We start from the raw sequence: 15,319 nt of genomic DNA, 5'->3' as shown, positions 1-15,319 counted from the left end.
TGGAATGCCTGCGTCGAGCGCATCGAATGAATTGCCGATGCGACCGGCCGCAACGATCCGGAGCCCGTGCCGGAGCCCTGTGCCGCGGCACCCTGTCACGGTGCGCGCTGCACATGAGCTCATGTTAGATCGAAAGTTGGAGAGGAATTGCAGTTTTAGATAGCGTTACCAAAAGATTGCCGGGGCAAGCACAATTTCGTGTCATTTTTGACACGGGGCGGTTTCAGCCGCCGGTGCCGCGCCGTGCCCGGCAATCCTGGGAATCGATCATGGCCAGCAGGCTGTCCGGCCGTACGGGCTTGACGAGATAGGCATCGAAGCCGGCCGCCAGGGCACCGGTCCGGTCCTGCGCCTGGCTATAGCCCGACAGGGCGACGGCGAACATGCGCGAACCGCCCGCGCGCAGCCGGCGGATCACTTCGAGGCCGTCGATGCCGGGCAGGCCGATGTCGCAGATCAGCACGTCGAAACCACCTTCCTGCGCCAGCGCCAGGCCGGCGCGCCCATCGTAGGCGGCGGTGACGTCGTGTGCATCGAGCATCAGGAAGCCCTTCAGCGTATCGCACACGTCGACGTTATCCTCGATCAGCAGTACGCGGCATGCTTCATGGGTCAGCGTTGCCGAGGCAGGTTCCGCGGAGGGTATCGGCCCGCCAGCCGGCATCTCCACCGTGAAGATGCTGCCGCGGCCGGGCCCGCCGCTATGGGCCTGGACGGTGCCGCCATGCATGTGCACCAGGTTGCGCACCACGTTCAGGCCCACGCCCAGGCCGCCTTCGGAACGGGCCAGCGAACGGGGGCCCTGGGTGAACAGGTCGAAGATATGGGGCAGCACGTCGGCGGCGATACCGGTGCCGTTGTCGCTCACCGTCACCTTCACGCCGGCCGTGCCGGCGCCGGCTTCCAGCACCAGGTGGCCGCCATCCTGGGTGTACTTGGAGGCATTGGCGAGCAGGTTTGAAAATACCTGCGTCAGACGCACGCGGTCGCCGTTCAGCGTCAGCTCCGGCGCGCTCACCCGCACGTCGAGGCGCTGGCCGCGCTCGGCAACGCGTGGTTGCACGGTTTCGACGGCGCGATCGATGACGTCCGCCAGCGCCACGGGCGCCATGTCCAGTGTGATGCGGCCGCTGCTGATGCGCGCGGCGTCGAGCAGGTCGTCCAGCAGGCGGGCCATGTGTTCGGTCTGGCGGCTGATCACGCTGCGCAGCGCCACGATCTCGGGCGACAGGTTCGGCATGCGTTCCAGCATGGCGGCGGCCATGCTGATCGGGGCGAGCGGATTGCGCAGTTCGTGGGCCAGCATCGCCAGGAATTCGTTCTGGCGCTGGTTGGCCGCTTCGGCCTCGTCCTGCAGGGTCTGCGCGGTAACGGTGGCCTGCACCAGGTGGCTGTTGGCCTCGCGCAGCAGGTTGTTTTCAAAGCGGGCCTGGCGCAGTGCCAGCCGCAGCTCCGCCACGTGCTGCGGATCGTTGTCTTGCGGCTGTTCCAGGTCCGCCATCATGCTAGCTGCCGTCGCGGTGTGCGGAAGGGTGGCCGGACAGCATGCCGTCGAAGCGCACCCGGGTCTCTTCGATCTCGATGCCGGCATCGGTGATGCGGAAGGCCCGCAGCGCGCTGCTGTGCGAGCAGCCGCGCAGCTTGACGACCGAGATCACTTTCGTCAGTTCGCCCTCCATCTCGACGTAGCGGGTGGCGATGATGCCGTCGGTCAGGAAGGAGACCTCGGCATCGGAGAAGCGCAGCTCGGTGAAGCGGTCCTCGATGCCCATCGTGACCAGCACGGTCACGCCGCGCTTGGCCAGGTGAGACAGGATGCGGAACACCGTGAGGCGGAACTCGCGCCGGAATTCCGGTGCCAGGTACAGCAGGAACTCGGACAGCGAATCGATGACGACGCGCTGCGCGCCCGTTTCGTCGATGGCCGTCAGCAGGTCCTGCAGCAGCTCGTCGGCGGTCAGGTCGAGCGCGCGGCTCTCGACGATCCTTACATGGCCGGCCTGGATCAAGTCGGCCAGCGCGGCATTGCGCAGCCGCGACGTGCCTTTCTCGAACGAGCAGGCCACGCCTTTTTCGCCCAGGCGCACCCCCTCGGCGAGGAATTGCGTGCCGAGAATCGTCTTGCCCGATCCGGACGGACCGGCGACCAGGATCGAGTGGCCTTGCGGGATGCCGCCGTGCAGCAGCACGTCCAGCGATGGCACGCCGCTGGAAATGCGGCGCGGGTCGCGGTCCACCGGCACGCCGGGCAGCCGGTCGGCGGCCAGCGGCGGCAGCATGCGCGGGAAGATGCGCACGCCGTCGTCGCCGATGCGGAAGGTATGCATGCCGGCCATGTGCGCCTGGCCACGCATCTTGACGATGCGGATCTTGCGCACCGTCGAGTTGTCCTGCTGGGATTGCGACAGTGCCAGCACGCCGTCCGCCACCGTCATGATCGGATTGGCTTCGGCTTCCACGTGTACATATTCGCCGATCAGGAACGTGGTGGCCTGCCAGCTGGTCATCCGCGTGCCCAGTTCCTGGATGAAGTGCTGCAGGTCGGCAATGCCTTCGCTGCCGTTCTGCGCCGTCTGCGCCACGGAACGGAAGGAATCCACGAATACCAGGCTGGGCGAGAATGCCTCCACTTCACGCATGATGCGTTCCAGCACCCCGGAGAAATCGCCGCTGCGCAAGTCCTCGGCCAGGTTGACATAGCGGATCGCGCTGCCGACCTTGTCGAGCTCGAAGAAATCGTATTGCTGCTGGTAGCGCAGCATCTTCAGCGGCGGCTCGCCCAGCACGGTGAAGAACAGCGCGCGCCGGTCGGGCGTGGCCAGCGCGAACATCATCTGGTGCGCCAGCGTCGTCTTGCCGCTGCCGGGAGCCCCGGCGATCAGGTTGAACGAATACTCGCCCAGTCCGCCGCCGAGCAGGGTGTCCAGCCCCGGCACACCGGTCTCCAGCAATCCCAGACTTACTTTGTCGCTCATTTACTTCTGCTCCCCTGCATTGTTTGGTGCCTGTTCGCCGTTCCACGCGTTGTCGATCAGCCTGGTCGTCAGGCCTTCGCCGATCAGCTCGGTAAGCAGCCGCGTAAACGTAATCAACAGGGCTTCGTTCGCCAGCGCCGCCTGCGCCGGCTCTGCCCCGGCAAGGTCTTTCTCCAGTGTCCGGAACAATGCATCGAGCGGCTGCGAAGACGAGCCGGTGCTGAGCCAGCCGTGGTGTTGCGCCAGCAGCCGGCCGGTGCGCCCGTAGAGCGCGCCGAAGCCGCTTTCGCCGATCAGGGGGCTCAGGTGCAACGCCAGCGAACGCCAGGGCAGCAGGTGCCGCTCCGTCGCATCCGCGCCGCCGGCCCGTGCCAGCATCGCGCGAATCAGTTGCGTGCGCTTGTCGTCTTTGTTATCCATGCATCTGATCAGTGATTGGGTACTTGGCGTGCCGTAGGTACATAGCCCGCGACAGGTGCTTGGCGGCAGGAATATTTGCCTGCCGCCGGTGGCCGCCATTATAGCCGTCCAAGGAAAAACGACACGGCAGGCGGGTGCTGATCGTGTGAGGACTGTATGTTGCAAGGGAATCGTCGCATTGCTGATTGAATAACGCAACCGGAATTGGCTTTTTACCGGCCGCGAGCACGAAAATTCGCACCGTGCTATCCTGCCCGGCTTCGTTTTTTTCGGCTGTTCCCCATGCAAGAAGCAACCCTTCCAGATTCACACACTCCTTCCATCATCGCCCCGCGCGGCGCCGGCATGGCCGAGCTGGCGCTGGCCATCGGTGGTCTGGCCATCGGCACCGGCGAGTTCGCATCGATGAGCATCCTGCCGCTGGTCGCGCAGGACCTCGGCACCACGCTGCCCGACATGGGCCACATGATCAGCGCCTATGCGCTGGGCGTGGTGGTCGGCGCGCCGCTGATCACGATCTTCATGGCGCGCATGCCGCGCCGGATGATGCTGATGTGCCTGATGCTGATGTATGCCGTCGGCAATATCCTCGGTGCGCTGGCGCCCACGCCGGGCCTGCTGATCCTGGCTCGCTTCGTGGCCGGCATTCCGCACGGCGCCTATTTCGGCGTGGCCGCGCTGGTGGCCGCGGCGCTGGTCACGCCCGACAAGCGCGCCCAGGCAGTGGGCCGCGTGATGCTGGGGCTGACGGTGGCCAATATCTTCGGGGTGCCGCTGGCCACGTGGCTGGGGCAGGTGATGGGCTGGCGTTCGGCGTTCGCGATCGTTGGCGCGCTGGCGCTGCTCACCGTGGCGATGGTGTTCGTCTTCCTGCCGTTCATCGCGGCCGGCAATGCCAGCATCCGCGGCGAGCTGGGCGTGTTCCGCCGGCTGCAGGTGTGGCTGACCCTGCTGATGGTGGCGATCGGCTTCGGCGGCATGTTCGCCATGTATACGTACGTGACGCCGACCTTGCAGCAGCTCACGCACGCGTCGCCGCTGGAAATTTCCGTGCTGCTGGGCCTCATCGGCGTGGGCATGACGGTCGGCAGCCTGGTCGGCGGCTGGTTTGCCGACCGCAACCAGACGGCGACGATCTTCGGCGTGCTGGTCTGGGAAGCGCTCGTGCTGGCGGCGTTCGCGTACACCAGTTCGAATCTGTGGCTGGCCGGCCTGAACCTGTTCCTGATCGGCACCGGCATCGCCGTGGTGCCGGCGGTGCAGACGCGCCTGATGGACGTGGCCGGCGATGCGCAGACCGTCGCCGCGGCACTGAACCACTCCGCGTTCAACATCGCCAATGCGCTGGGCGCCTGGGCCGGCGGCCTGACGATCGCTGCCGGGTATGGCCTGGCATCCACCTCGCTGGTCGGCGCGCTGCTGCCGCTGGGCGGCATCGCCGTGCTGGCCGTGTCGCTGGCGGTGGAGCGCAGCAGCGGTGCCCGTGCGGCGGTACCGGCCGCCTGATTGCGCACCTGTGCAACCGGGCACCGGGCCGCGGGCTATACTCGTGGCCCGATATGAACCATTGCGGCAATGACGGAAGAACACGATGACGATCGGCTGAGCATCGAGCTCGGCCTGGCGGAGCGCGGCATCGCGCTGATGAAACTGGAGGGCAGGGTCTTCCTGCGCTTCGACGGTACCGCCGAGGCTGCTGGCCTGCGCGTACCGTATGCGCTGGTGCCGGCCCAGGGTGTGCTGGCCAAGCCGTCGAAATGGCGCAAGCTCGATGCCGACGCACGCGCCGCGCTGATCCGCGAACGCTCGACGGACCGGGCGCTGCGTGAACTGCACGACAGCGTGAATGCCTTCGTCGACGAACTGGCCGGCGAATGCGACGAGTTCGGCCTGGCGCCGATGGATTTCCTGCATACGCTGGCCGATGTGCAGACGTCCGAGCCGGCCTCGGTCGTATTCGACCGCATCCGCCAGCGGCTGGGCCACGCGGTCGAGCGGCAGCGCGAGGAGCAGCATGCCGAGCGCACCCGCCAGAGCATCAACCTAGCCGAGTATCCCGCCTCGTTCGAGGTGGCGCGGCGGCTGCCGCGCAAGTTCATCGCGCTGCTGGGCCCCACCAATTCCGGCAAGACCCACAAGGCGATGGAAGCGCTGGCCAAGGCGGCCAGCGGCGTGTACCTGGCACCGCTGCGGCTGCTGGCGCTGGAAAACTACGAACGCCTGCTGGAGGTGAGCCGCCACGGCAAGCCGCTGGCGGTCAGCCTCGTCACCGGCGAGGAGCGCAGGATCGCCGAGGATGCCACCCATGTCGCCAGCACGGTCGAGATGCTCGATACGCGCACGCCGGTCGACGTGGCGGTGATCGATGAAATCCAGATGCTGGCGGACCGCGACCGGGGCGCCGCCTGGACGGCGGCCGTGTGCGGCGCGCCGGCCCGCACGGTGTACCTGGTGGGCGCGCCGGAAGCGCGCCGCGCGGTCGAGGCGCTGGCCGAACGGCTCGAATGCCCGATCGAGGTGCACGTCATGAAGCGCAAGGGACCGCTGGCGATGGAGCCGGGGCCCGTGCGCAGGGTGAAGAACCTGCGGCCGGGGGATGCGCTGATCGCCTTCTCGCGGCGCGACGTGCTGATGTGGCGCGACATGGTGGCCGAGATGGGCCACTCGGTGGCCACCGTGTACGGCAATCTGTCGCCCGAGGTACGGCGTGCCCAGGCGCAGCGCTTCCGCGACGGCGAGGCCGACATCGTGGTGGGCACCGATGCGATCGCGATGGGCCTGAACATGCCGATCCAGCGCATCGTGATGACGTCCACGGTGAAGTTCAACGGCATCGAGGAAGAGGAAATCCCGGCGCCGCTGGCGCGCCAGATCGCCGGCCGGGCCGGGCGCTACGGCATCCACGAAGAAGGCCTGGTGGCCGGCTACGATGCCGACAGCCACGAGGTGATGCGCTCGCTGCTGAAGGAAAAGCCAGTGCCGCTCAATACCAGCGGCTTCGCGGTGGCGCCCACGCTGGAACACCTGCACCGCATCGCTGCCGTGACCCAGGAAAGCTCGCTGGCCAAGCTGCTGAAGCGCTTCATCCATAACATCGACGTGCCGGACGGTTTCTTTTACCCGCGCATCACCGACGACCAGATGGAGCGCGCGCAATGGCTCGACACCTTGCCGCTGTCGGTGGCCGACAAATTCGCCTTGTCGCTGGTACCCGTGTCGACCAAGGTGCTCGCGCTGCAGCGCGCGTGGGAGCACTGGTGCGTGGCGCTGTCGAAGAAGCGCATCACGCGGCTGCAGGCGGAGGATCACCAGCTGCATTACATGACGCTGCAGGAAGTCGAGGATACCTGCCGCCTGTACTCCGCGTATGCGTGGCTGGGCTACCGTCTGCCCGAGTATTTCCCGGACATCGAACTGGCGCTGGAATTGTCGCGCGCGGCATCCACCCGGGTCGATTCGATGTTGCAGGACCAGAACACCTCGTCGCGGCGCCGGCACCACCGGCGGCGCTGACCCAGCACGGTGACAGCCTGGTTTTCGGCAGCAGGTGACTGATGGGGGGCGTGGCGGATGCTGGTAATTGGTAACGTTTTCATCCACAATTGCCGGCACGTTCATTTCCGACAGGATTACGATGCCGCCCACTTCCTCCCGCCTGGATCTCGTCGATGCGCTGCGCGGCTTCGCCATCGTGTCGATCATGCTGCTGCATAACCTCGAGCATTTCGACCTCTATCACAAGCCGGCCGGGCAGCCCGACTGGCTGGTGGTGCTGGACCAGAATATCTGGGATGGCATGTTTTTCCTGTTCGCCGGCAAGTCCTACCTGATCTTCGCCCTGCTGTTCGGCGTGACGTTCCACCTGCAGGATTCACGGCGGGCGGCAGCGGGCGAGGACTTCCGGCCGCGCTTCGCCTGGCGCATGCTGTTGCTGCTGGGTTTCGGCATGGTCAATTCGCTGTTCTACCAGGGCGACATCCTGTCGTTCTATGCGGTGATGTCGTTCACGCTGCTGCCGGTGGCGCGCCTGGGCAGCCGCGCCGTGCTGGCGATCGCGGCGATCCTGCTGCTGCAGCCGTATTTCTGGGTGCATGTGCTGCAGGCGCTGCCCCAGCCTGACGCGAAGCTGGCGGACCCGGCATCCTGGGCGTACTTTGCCCGCACCGGCGAATACATGACGGGAGGCACGATGTTGCAGACCTACCTGGGCAACGTCACCACCGGCAAGACCGCGGCGGTGCTGTGGAGCTGGGAGAACGGCCGCTTCTTCCAGATACCGGCCGTCTTCATGCTCGGCATGCTGGCCGGCCGCGCCGGCGTTTTCGCGCTGTCGGACGCCAATCGCGCCTTCTGGCGGCGGCTGCTGGTGGTGGCCGTGCTGTGCTTCGCGGCGCTGTACGCCACGACCAGGGGGCTCGATGCCGCCGTGACAGGACAGGCGCTGCAGCGGCCGCTGATGGTGATCGTCAAGTCATGGTCGAACTTCGCGCTGATGGGCGTGATCGTGGCCGTGTTCGCATTGCTGTACCAGCGCGGCACGCTGGCACGGGCGTTGAACGTGTTCGCGCCGCTCGGCCGGATGAGCCTGACCAGTTACGTCAGCCAGTCGGTGGTGGGCACCGCGCTGTACTACGGCTTCGGCCTTGGCCTGTACCAGGTCACCGGCGCCGCCGCCTGCCTGCTGATCGGTGTGGTGCTGGCGCTGCTGCAGGGGCTGTTCTCGGCCTGGTGGCTGAAGCGCCACAAGCAGGGGCCGCTCGAGGCGCTGTGGCACCGGGCCACGTGGATCGGCGTCACGAATCCGGCGTTGGGTCGTCCAGCCAGCTGAGCCGCCCGTGGCCGGCCTCGTTGAGGCGCGCCACGAGCGCGCCCGCGGCGTCGTCCGGCAAGCTGAAATGGCAGGCCACGTCGTCGCCATGCGCCACGTCGAGCAGCGTGGCGCCGGCAGCATCGAGTTCGCGCCGCAGCATGCCTTCCAGCGCATACGGCACCACGCAGCGCAGTTCGCGCGACTTGACGATGGCGATGCGCTCGGCCTTCAGCAGCGCCTGCGCCACGCCATCCGTGTAGGCGCGCACGAGACCGCCCGCGCCCAGCTTCACGCCGCCGAAATAGCGCACCACGGTGGCCAGCACGCCTTCCAGGTCCTGGTGGCGCAGCACGTCGAGCATCGGCCGCCCTGCAGTGCCGCTGGGTTCGCCATCGTCGACCGCGGCCGACTGGCCGCCGGCCAGCAAGGCCCAGCAGACGTGGGCAGCACCGGGATGCTCGGCCTTCAGGCGCGCCACCACCGCTTGCGCGGCGGCACGGTCGGCCATCGGTTGCACGCAGGCGATGAAGCGGCTTTTCTTGATCAGCAGTTCGGCGGAGCAGGGGGCGGCGAGGGTGTGCGGCATCGATACGGAAGCAAGGGGGGACTGCCGATTGTAACCGGCGGCCCGGCCATGCCGGAAGATGGCCGGGCCGCGGCTGTTTCAGGCATAGCTGCGCAGGCGCGCTGCGAACTCGCGCAGCATGCCGATGCCGGAAAGCTCGGCGCGCTCGCACCATTGGCGCAGGTGCGCCAGCAGTTCTTCCGGCGCCGCATGCTGGCGCTGCCACAGCTCGGCCAGCTCGGCGCGCAGCTGCTGCATGGTCAGCAGGGCGTTGCGGTGGCGCAGGAACAGCGCCAGCGTGGCCGCCTGTTCGGCGGGCACCAGGCCGGGATCGCGGCGCAGCAGCCGGTCGACCTGGGCCAGGTAGTGCTTGTCGAACGCCACGGCATGCACCTGCCTGGCTTCCTGGCGGAACGCCCGCCGCAGCATGCGGGCATAGCGGGCCATCACTTCATGGCGGTTGGCGATGATCGCATGCAGCGTGTGCAGGTCCGCCTCCGGCTTGGGCATGGCCCGGCGCGGCCGCGGTGCCACGCGCGTCACGCGGGCAAGGCCGCATGCCTGCAGCAGGCGGATGTACAGCCAGCCCACGTCGAACTCGAACCAGCGCGACGACAGCCGGGCGGACGTGGGGTAGGTGTGATGGTTGTTGTGCAGTTCCTCGCCGCCGATCAGCAGGCCCAGCGGCCCGATATTGGTGGCGGCATGCGGCCCGTCGTAGTTGCGGTAGCCCCACCAGTGGCCCAGGCCGTTGATGATGCCGGCCGCGGTGACGGGAATCCACAGCATCTGTATCGCCCACACGGTAAGGCCGATGACGCCGAGCAGCGCCACGTCGATCACCAGCATCAGGCCCACGCCCTGCCAGACAAAGCGCGAATAGACGTGCCGCTCGACCCAGTCGTCCGGCGTACCGGCGCCGTATTGCGCCACCGTGACAGGATTGGCCGCCTCGATCCGGTACAGTTCCGAGCCTTGCGCCAGCACGCGGCGAATGCCGAACACGGCCGGGCTGTGCGGGTCGCCATCGATTTCGCAGCGGGCATGGTGCTTGCGATGCACGGCCACCCATTCGCGCGTGACCATGCCGGTGGTCAGCCATAGCCAGAAGCGGAAGACGTGGCTCGCGGCCGGGTGCAGCGTCAGTGCGCGGTGCGCCTGGCAGCGGTGCAGGTAGATGGTGACGGCGGCGATCGTGACATGCGTCAGCGCCAGGGTCCAGGCAACGATCGCCCAGGCGTTCCAGTCGAGCAATCCGCGGGACAGGAAGTCGAGCGAGAAGGATAGAAGGGCGTCCATGCTGTGCTCCGTGACGGCAGGTAAGCCAGCATAGTCCCTTTACGTGAGGCCGTCGATATGCGCACACCGTTCGGTTCGGCAACGTACCGTGCAAAAACACCGGGCTGCGCGAGGCAGCCCGGTGCTACGGCGGGCCATGGCGGCCCGGCGTCAGGTGTCGTTCAGGTGTAGCTCAGGTGTCACTCATGCGCGCGCCAGCTGGCGCCGGCGCAGTGCGGCCACGCCCACCAGGCCGACGCCCAGCATCAGGTACGTCGAGGGCTCCGGCACGGCCAGCACCTGGATCGAGCCGCTGCCCAGCGTGGTGGCGATGTCGAGCTGGCCGCTGTCGACCAGCAGCGTATCGAAGAACGTGACCGACGAGTTGCCGCTGCCGATGGCCTGGAACGAGATCGTGGCCAGGCTGCCGGTGCCGGAAACGCCGGGGATCGAGCCGAGCAGCGTGCTGAACACGAAGGACACCGTGCCGGCCGCGTTGTCGATGATGCCTTCGGAATTGTAAGTACCGCCCAGGAAGTCGCCCAGCGTGACGCTGCTGGCCTGCAGCACGTTCGGGTCGAAGGCCAGCGAGAACTGGTAGCTGTACAGGTCGGTGACATCGATCAGCTGCACGTCCAGTTCGACCGCCTGGCCGACGGTTGCCGGGTTGGGTGCCGCGACGGGCGTCAGCGTGGCCGCGTAGGCCTGCAGGCTTGCCGCGCTCAGCAGCGCCGCGCCCAGGTATTTCTTCCATCCACTCATCTTGTTTCTCCTTGTGCCGGGTGGGCAAAAATCAAATGTGATTTGCAATATCGATTTGCACTATCGATTCGCAGTATTCGAGGATTGCCCCGGCCGGGTTGGCCCGGCCGGGTGGTGCTCGCCCGATGCGGGTTCACCCCGCATGGCGAGCTGGACAGCGGTCAGTTGCAGGATGTTCCCTGCGGCACGAGACGGGCCACGTAGGTCAGGTCGCGCACGTCGATGACGCCATCCTGGACGACGTCGGCACGTGGATCGAAGCCTGGCTGGCCGGTACGCGTGCCGAACGCGGCGCGGATGACACCCAGATCCGCACAGTCTACGACGCCGTCGGCGTTGACGTCGCCCGGCAGGTCGATCTTGAAATTCACGTTCGACACGTCGAAGAACACGTTGCCGATCGCCTCGACCTTGATGCGGGCCGAGCTGGTGGCGACTGCCGGCAGGGTGACCGACGCGCTGCCGTCGTTCGGCGTGCTGGCGGCCAGCGTGTGCGGCCAGGTCTTGCCGCCGTCCGTCGACAGCGAGATCTTCACGTTGTCGACGCCCACCGGCGCCGCGTTGGTGTTGGCCACGCTCCACGTCACCGTTTGCGTGGAATTCGCCCGCAGCGTGGCGGCCGCGTTGGGCGAGGTCACCAGGAACGGACCCGCGCCATGCGCCAGTACGAGCCGCGTATCGGCGCTGCTGACACCGCCAACGCCGTCGCGCGCGGTCAGCCGGAAGTTCAGTGCCGCCGGGCTGGCGTTGTCGCCGTAGCCCACGTAGGCAGCGGTGGGCAGGAACTCGGCGTAGCACTCGATGTTGGCGGCGGTCGGCGTGCCCGACGGCGTCGGGCAGGCGCCGCTTTCCGCGTTGGTGTTGTTGGCCAGGATCTGGTCGATGTCGGGGAACACGCGGGTCGGATCGGTCGTCACGTGGTTCTCGCCGGGCGATTCGTACTTGATCGTGTCGGCGCTGCTGACGATGGCGCGCTTGCCGAACTGGCTGAACAGCGGACCGTTGGTCTTGCCGTTCTCCACCAGCTGCGTGCCGTTGCGGCCGCCGCGGTCGTTCTGTTCCCACAGGTAGGTGACCGTGTCGCCATCGGCATCGGTGGCGTTGCCGGTCAGCGCGAACGGGGTGCGTACCGGGATCGTGTAGCCGGCCGGCGCGGTGACCAGCGGCGCGCTGTTGCCGCTCGACGAGACGGTGCCGCCGCGCTTGGTCAGGCCGCCGGCGGCAACTTCACCGGTGAGGCCGCTGACGCCGCTGGAGAAGTTCGCCAGTTCCAGCTGCGCCACATTGGTACCGGCCAGCGTGCCGCCGAACGTGATGTTGAAGCCGGTGTTGGTCAGGCTGCTGATGGTGACGGTGCCGCCCGCTGGCCAGCCGGCAATGCCCTGGATCGCGGTGCGGATGCCGGCGGCCGTGTAGTTGGTGCCGCGCACGATCGGCGCCGACAGGTTGCCGTTCCAGCGGATCTGGAATCGCTGGCCGTTCGCGGTGAAGTTGCGCAGCGCCGCTACCTGCACTTCGTTGATCTCGGCTTCGGCACCGGATGTGTAGGCGACGATCTCGTCGAAGCTGCGCTGCGACCAGTACGGGTCGCTGTGCGGCTGGACGTTGTCCGAGGGGCCGCAAATGCCCGCGTAGGCCATGATCGATGTGCCGCTGCCGGGTTCCACCGAGGTTTCGTCGTTGCGGTTGCCGCCCGTGCAACTGCCATTGACGCCGTTGAAGGTGTGGTTGCCGGAGAACTGGTGGCCGATTTCATGCGCCACGTAGTCGACCGCGAACAGGTCGCCCACCGGCGTGGGCACGCCGGTACAACCCTGCGCCTTGAAGCTGCCGCCGACCACGCCCAGGCTGGCGATGCCGCCGCCGGCCAGGCCGAAGCCGATGTGGCCGATGTCGAAGTTGCTGGCGCCGACCAGCAGCCCGGTGACGACGCGGTTGCGCGACAGGGTGGCGCTGCCGCAGCCGGAAGCCTGCGACGCGGTGTAGCAGGCCGCGCCGCCGCAGGGGCCGTTGGCGCCGGTCATCTGCGCATCGGTGTCCAGGTTCAGCGCATCGGTGCCTTCGATCAGCACCAGGCGGATCGAGGTTTCGTCTTCGTAGATCTGCGTGACGCGGTTGATCAGCGTGACCTTGGCCGCCGTCACGTTGGCGGAGCCGCCGAAGTAGCTGGCATACGTGGGGTCGGTGACCAGGGCCAGGCGATAGGTGCGCAACTGGTTGCCCACGGTGGCGCTGGCGGCCGCGGCGGCTTCGACCACGTGGTACGCCGCGGTGCTGGTGGCGCGGCCGTCGCTGGCGACGACTTCGAAGGCGCCGGTACTGCCGGCCTGCAGTGTCAGTTTCACGACGCCATTGCTGTCCGCCGTGGCGACGGCACTCTGCAGCACCGCCGTATCGCCTTCGGCGCGCACGGTGACATTGACGCTGGCGCCCGGCGTGAAGTTCAGGCCGCGCACTTCCAGGCTGTCGCCTTCCTTGTAGAACCCGCGCGTCAGCGTCAGTTGCGCTTCGCCCAGTGCGGCTTCCACCAGCGGGCCGTGCTGGTTGACGAGGTCGCGGCCGTGGTAGCTGGCGTACAGGCTGTCATCGAGGTGGTAGTACGGATCGACGTACCAGCCGCCGTTCGGCGAGCGCACGGAGGCGTGCAGGCCCAGCTTGGTGATGTCCATCCGCAGCGTGGCGGTCGGATCGTCGATACCCTTGCCGCGGTAGGTCTTGATGTCCGGGTGTTTCGCCGCCAGGCCCGGTTCCATGATCGGCGATTCGACCAGGGCGAAGCGCTGGTAGCCGCCATCGGGGTGGGGCAGGGAAATCGTCAGCGTATCGGGCACTTCGGCAAGGCCGCGCTCGAGCGGCGCGCCGGCCGTCAAGCCGTTCATGCCGATCTTGTCCAGGGTCGCTGCATGGAAGCGCTTCAGTTTCAGCGCGGGCTTCCTGGTCGCGCCGCCGACGGTCAGCGAGCTGGCTGGCGTGGATACGCTCTGCCAGTGCGGCGCGGCGCGCTCGCTGGAGACTGCAGGAGTGGCCGCCTGTGCCGCGTGCGCGATCGGCGCGGCGGCGGTGAAGGCGAGGGCGATACAGAGGGCCAGGGAGGATTTCACGCCCGGCACGGTGCGCATCTGCTGCAACCCGCCGTGGTACGACGGGGTCGACGGCTTGATTCTCATGCAATGTCCTTTCGCGACTTGGTTTGCTCTGCTCGGTGGTCTTGTTGTGTTGCCTCTTGTGTTGCCTCTTGTTGTGATATCCCTTTGCATCCGCCGTCTGGGCGGCGGTTGTCCAGAGCCTGATATAAATAAGACAATTGAACTCAACCATACTATTGCCGGCTTGTTACATAACTCAAGCATAATTTTTCGGGGCGTTGTAAAGACGATGAAATCCTTGCCATACCGTAGTGGGTGGACTGTCAGGAAAGGTCTTTGTTGCCCAAGGCGAGCAGATTTGCCCCGCATGCGCATAAGCTGATGAGGAAATTGACGCTCCGAAAACTTGTTATGCCGATATACAATGGCCGGCTTCATCCATGTGCCGCACGTGCGGCCGCTACATCCCGGCAATCGTCTTGAGCAGCATTCAACATTTCATCGGCGGCGGTTCGCGCAGCGACCTGGTGCGCGGGCGGCAGCTCGTCACCGCGGCGGAGCTCGCTGCCGGGATCACCGGTGGGGCACTTGACGGGAGTTGCCGCCTGATCGAAGCAGGATGCGGCGCATCGCACCATTTCGCGGCGGCGCACATTCCCGGCGCCGCCTACCTCGATACCTGCGCGCTGGAAGGCGGACCGTTGTGGAACAAGGTGGCCGACGAGCTGCTGCTGCGCGTCCTGCTGGCGCATGGAATACGGCACGATACGACCGTGATCCTGTACGGCCGCAACAATCTGGCCGCAGCGCGCGTGGCGCACCTGCTGCTGTATGCGGGCGTCGCCGACGTGCGGCTGCTCGATGGCGGATTCGCCGCCTGGCAGGCTGGCGGATATCGATGCGAGGCTGGCCCGATGCAGCCCCTGGCGCCGGCAGCCGACTTCGGCGGGCCATTTCCCCTGCGTCCCGATTACCTCGTCGACATCGCGCAGGCCCGTACCTTGCTGGCACGGCCGGATGCGGCGCTGGCGAGCATTCGCAGCGAGGCCGAATACCTCGGCAAGGTGTCGGGCTACAGCTATATCGCCGCGCGGGGCGATATTCCCGGCGCGCGATGGGGCAGGGCGGGGGCCGATGGCGATGTCAACAGCATGAGCGCCTACCAGTACGCCAACGGCACCATGCGGCCGGCCCGCGAGATCGCCGCGATGTGGGAACCTTGCGGCATTACGGCCGGCCGGCGCGTCGCGTTTTATTGCGGCACCGGATGGCGCGCGTCGATGGCGTTCTTTTATGCGTGGCTGATGGGGTGGGAGGATATTGCCGTGTATGACGGCGGGTGGCTGGAGTGGAGCAGCGATGCACATGCCTGGAAGCAGTGCAGGGCGAGCCTGGGCTGACATTTCTTGTTCCGCCCGGCCAT

12 protein-coding genes are annotated in these 15,319 nt (G+C 66.9%); 4 read left to right on the top strand and 8 right to left on the bottom strand.

Going from position 1 to position 15,319, the window contains the following annotated elements:
* Window positions 1–223: 223 nt before the first annotated feature.
* The 4 genes from ACY34H_RS13750 to ACY34H_RS13735 are packed head-to-tail and all read right to left on the bottom strand — an operon-like array spanning window position 224 to window position 3,705.
* Complete coding sequence (locus ACY34H_RS13750; RefSeq protein ID WP_464978044.1) at window positions 224–1,504, bottom strand: hybrid sensor histidine kinase/response regulator; 1,281 nt, start codon at window positions 1,502–1,504, stop codon at window positions 224–226.
* Between the two features lies 1 nt (window position 1,505).
* Window positions 1,506–2,975: an ATPase domain-containing protein gene (locus ACY34H_RS13745; RefSeq protein WP_464978043.1), complete on the bottom strand. Its 1,470-nt coding sequence runs from the start codon at window positions 2,973–2,975 to the stop codon at window positions 1,506–1,508.
* Entirely contained in the window at window positions 2,976–3,395 is a 420-nt protein-coding gene (locus ACY34H_RS13740) for a hypothetical protein (RefSeq protein WP_464978042.1), read from the bottom strand. It lies immediately after the preceding gene.
* Window positions 3,388–3,705 (bottom strand): hypothetical protein, encoded by a 318-nt coding sequence (locus tag ACY34H_RS13735; RefSeq protein ID WP_464978041.1) that lies wholly within the window; start codon window positions 3,703–3,705, stop codon window positions 3,388–3,390. Before ACY34H_RS13735 ends, ACY34H_RS13740 begins: the two co-directional genes overlap by 8 nt.
* A 35-nt stretch (window positions 3,706–3,740) precedes the next feature.
* Here ACY34H_RS13735 and ACY34H_RS13730 point away from each other — a divergent pair, with 35 nt between their 5' ends.
* From ACY34H_RS13730 to ACY34H_RS13720, 3 genes are all read left to right on the top strand, one after another.
* Entirely contained in the window at window positions 3,741–4,901 is a 1,161-nt protein-coding gene (locus ACY34H_RS13730) for an MFS transporter (RefSeq protein ID WP_464978040.1), read from the top strand.
* Between the two features lie 69 nt (window positions 4,902–4,970).
* The gene (locus ACY34H_RS13725) at window positions 4,971–6,908 is read left to right on the top strand and encodes a helicase-related protein (RefSeq protein WP_464978039.1); all 1,938 of its coding nucleotides are present in this window, start codon (window positions 4,971–4,973) and stop codon (window positions 6,906–6,908) included.
* Between the two features lie 121 nt (window positions 6,909–7,029).
* The gene (locus ACY34H_RS13720) at window positions 7,030–8,223 is read left to right on the top strand and encodes a DUF418 domain-containing protein (protein ID WP_464978038.1); all 1,194 of its coding nucleotides are present in this window, start codon (window positions 7,030–7,032) and stop codon (window positions 8,221–8,223) included.
* Here the strand turns inward: ACY34H_RS13720 and ACY34H_RS13715 are convergent.
* The 4 genes from ACY34H_RS13715 to ACY34H_RS13700 form a co-directional block, all read right to left on the bottom strand.
* Window positions 8,189–8,791 carry an IMPACT family protein gene (locus ACY34H_RS13715; protein ID WP_464978037.1) on the bottom strand — a complete coding sequence of 201 codons (603 nt, stop codon included), beginning with the start codon at window positions 8,789–8,791 and terminating at the stop codon, window positions 8,189–8,191. The genes ACY34H_RS13720 and ACY34H_RS13715 overlap by 35 nt on opposite strands.
* 78 nt (window positions 8,792–8,869) lie before the next feature.
* Window positions 8,870–10,069 (bottom strand): DesA family fatty acid desaturase, encoded by a 1,200-nt coding sequence (locus ACY34H_RS13710; protein WP_464978036.1) that lies wholly within the window; start codon window positions 10,067–10,069, stop codon window positions 8,870–8,872.
* Window positions 10,070–10,252: 183 nt separating this feature from the next.
* Window positions 10,253–10,810, bottom strand: a complete 558-nt coding sequence (locus ACY34H_RS13705) for a cohesin domain-containing protein (RefSeq protein ID WP_464978035.1) — start codon at window positions 10,808–10,810, stop codon at window positions 10,253–10,255.
* A gap of 161 nt (window positions 10,811–10,971) precedes the next feature.
* On the bottom strand, window positions 10,972–13,977 hold the full coding sequence (locus ACY34H_RS13700; RefSeq protein ID WP_464978034.1) for a reprolysin-like metallopeptidase: 3,006 nt from the start codon (window positions 13,975–13,977) through the stop codon (window positions 10,972–10,974).
* Between the two features lie 398 nt (window positions 13,978–14,375).
* Here ACY34H_RS13700 and ACY34H_RS13695 point away from each other — a divergent pair, with 398 nt between their 5' ends.
* Window positions 14,376–15,296 (top strand): sulfurtransferase, encoded by a 921-nt coding sequence (locus tag ACY34H_RS13695; RefSeq protein ID WP_464978033.1) that lies wholly within the window; start codon window positions 14,376–14,378, stop codon window positions 15,294–15,296.
* Window positions 15,297–15,319 lie beyond the last annotated feature (23 nt).

It is taken from the genome of Pseudoduganella sp. jia 9 (assembly GCF_055502615.1).
This window is presented reverse-complemented; position numbering and strand designations above follow the sequence as displayed.

Bases quoted from the DNA above. Each gene is read 5' to 3' on its own strand.
- ACY34H_RS13750 (WP_464978044.1), bottom strand. From the start codon at position 1,504: ATGATGGCGGACCTGGAACAGCCGCAAGACAACGATCCGCAGCACGTG.
- ACY34H_RS13745 (WP_464978043.1), bottom strand. From the start codon at position 2,975: ATGAGCGACAAAGTAAGTCTGGGATTGCTGGAGACCGGTGTGCCGGGG.
- ACY34H_RS13740 (WP_464978042.1), bottom strand. From the start codon at position 3,395: ATGGATAACAAAGACGACAAGCGCACGCAACTGATTCGCGCGATGCTG.
- ACY34H_RS13730 (WP_464978040.1), top strand. From the start codon at position 3,741: ATGGCCGAGCTGGCGCTGGCCATCGGTGGTCTGGCCATCGGCACCGGC.
- ACY34H_RS13725 (WP_464978039.1), top strand. From the start codon at position 4,971: ATGACGGAAGAACACGATGACGATCGGCTGAGCATCGAGCTCGGCCTG.
- ACY34H_RS13720 (WP_464978038.1), top strand. From the start codon at position 7,030: ATGCCGCCCACTTCCTCCCGCCTGGATCTCGTCGATGCGCTGCGCGGC.
- ACY34H_RS13715 (WP_464978037.1), bottom strand. From the start codon at position 8,791: ATGCCGCACACCCTCGCCGCCCCCTGCTCCGCCGAACTGCTGATCAAG.
- ACY34H_RS13710 (WP_464978036.1), bottom strand. From the start codon at position 10,069: ATGGACGCCCTTCTATCCTTCTCGCTCGACTTCCTGTCCCGCGGATTG.
- ACY34H_RS13705 (WP_464978035.1), bottom strand. From the start codon at position 10,810: ATGAGTGGATGGAAGAAATACCTGGGCGCGGCGCTGCTGAGCGCGGCA.
- ACY34H_RS13700 (WP_464978034.1), bottom strand. From the start codon at position 13,977: ATGAGAATCAAGCCGTCGACCCCGTCGTACCACGGCGGGTTGCAGCAG.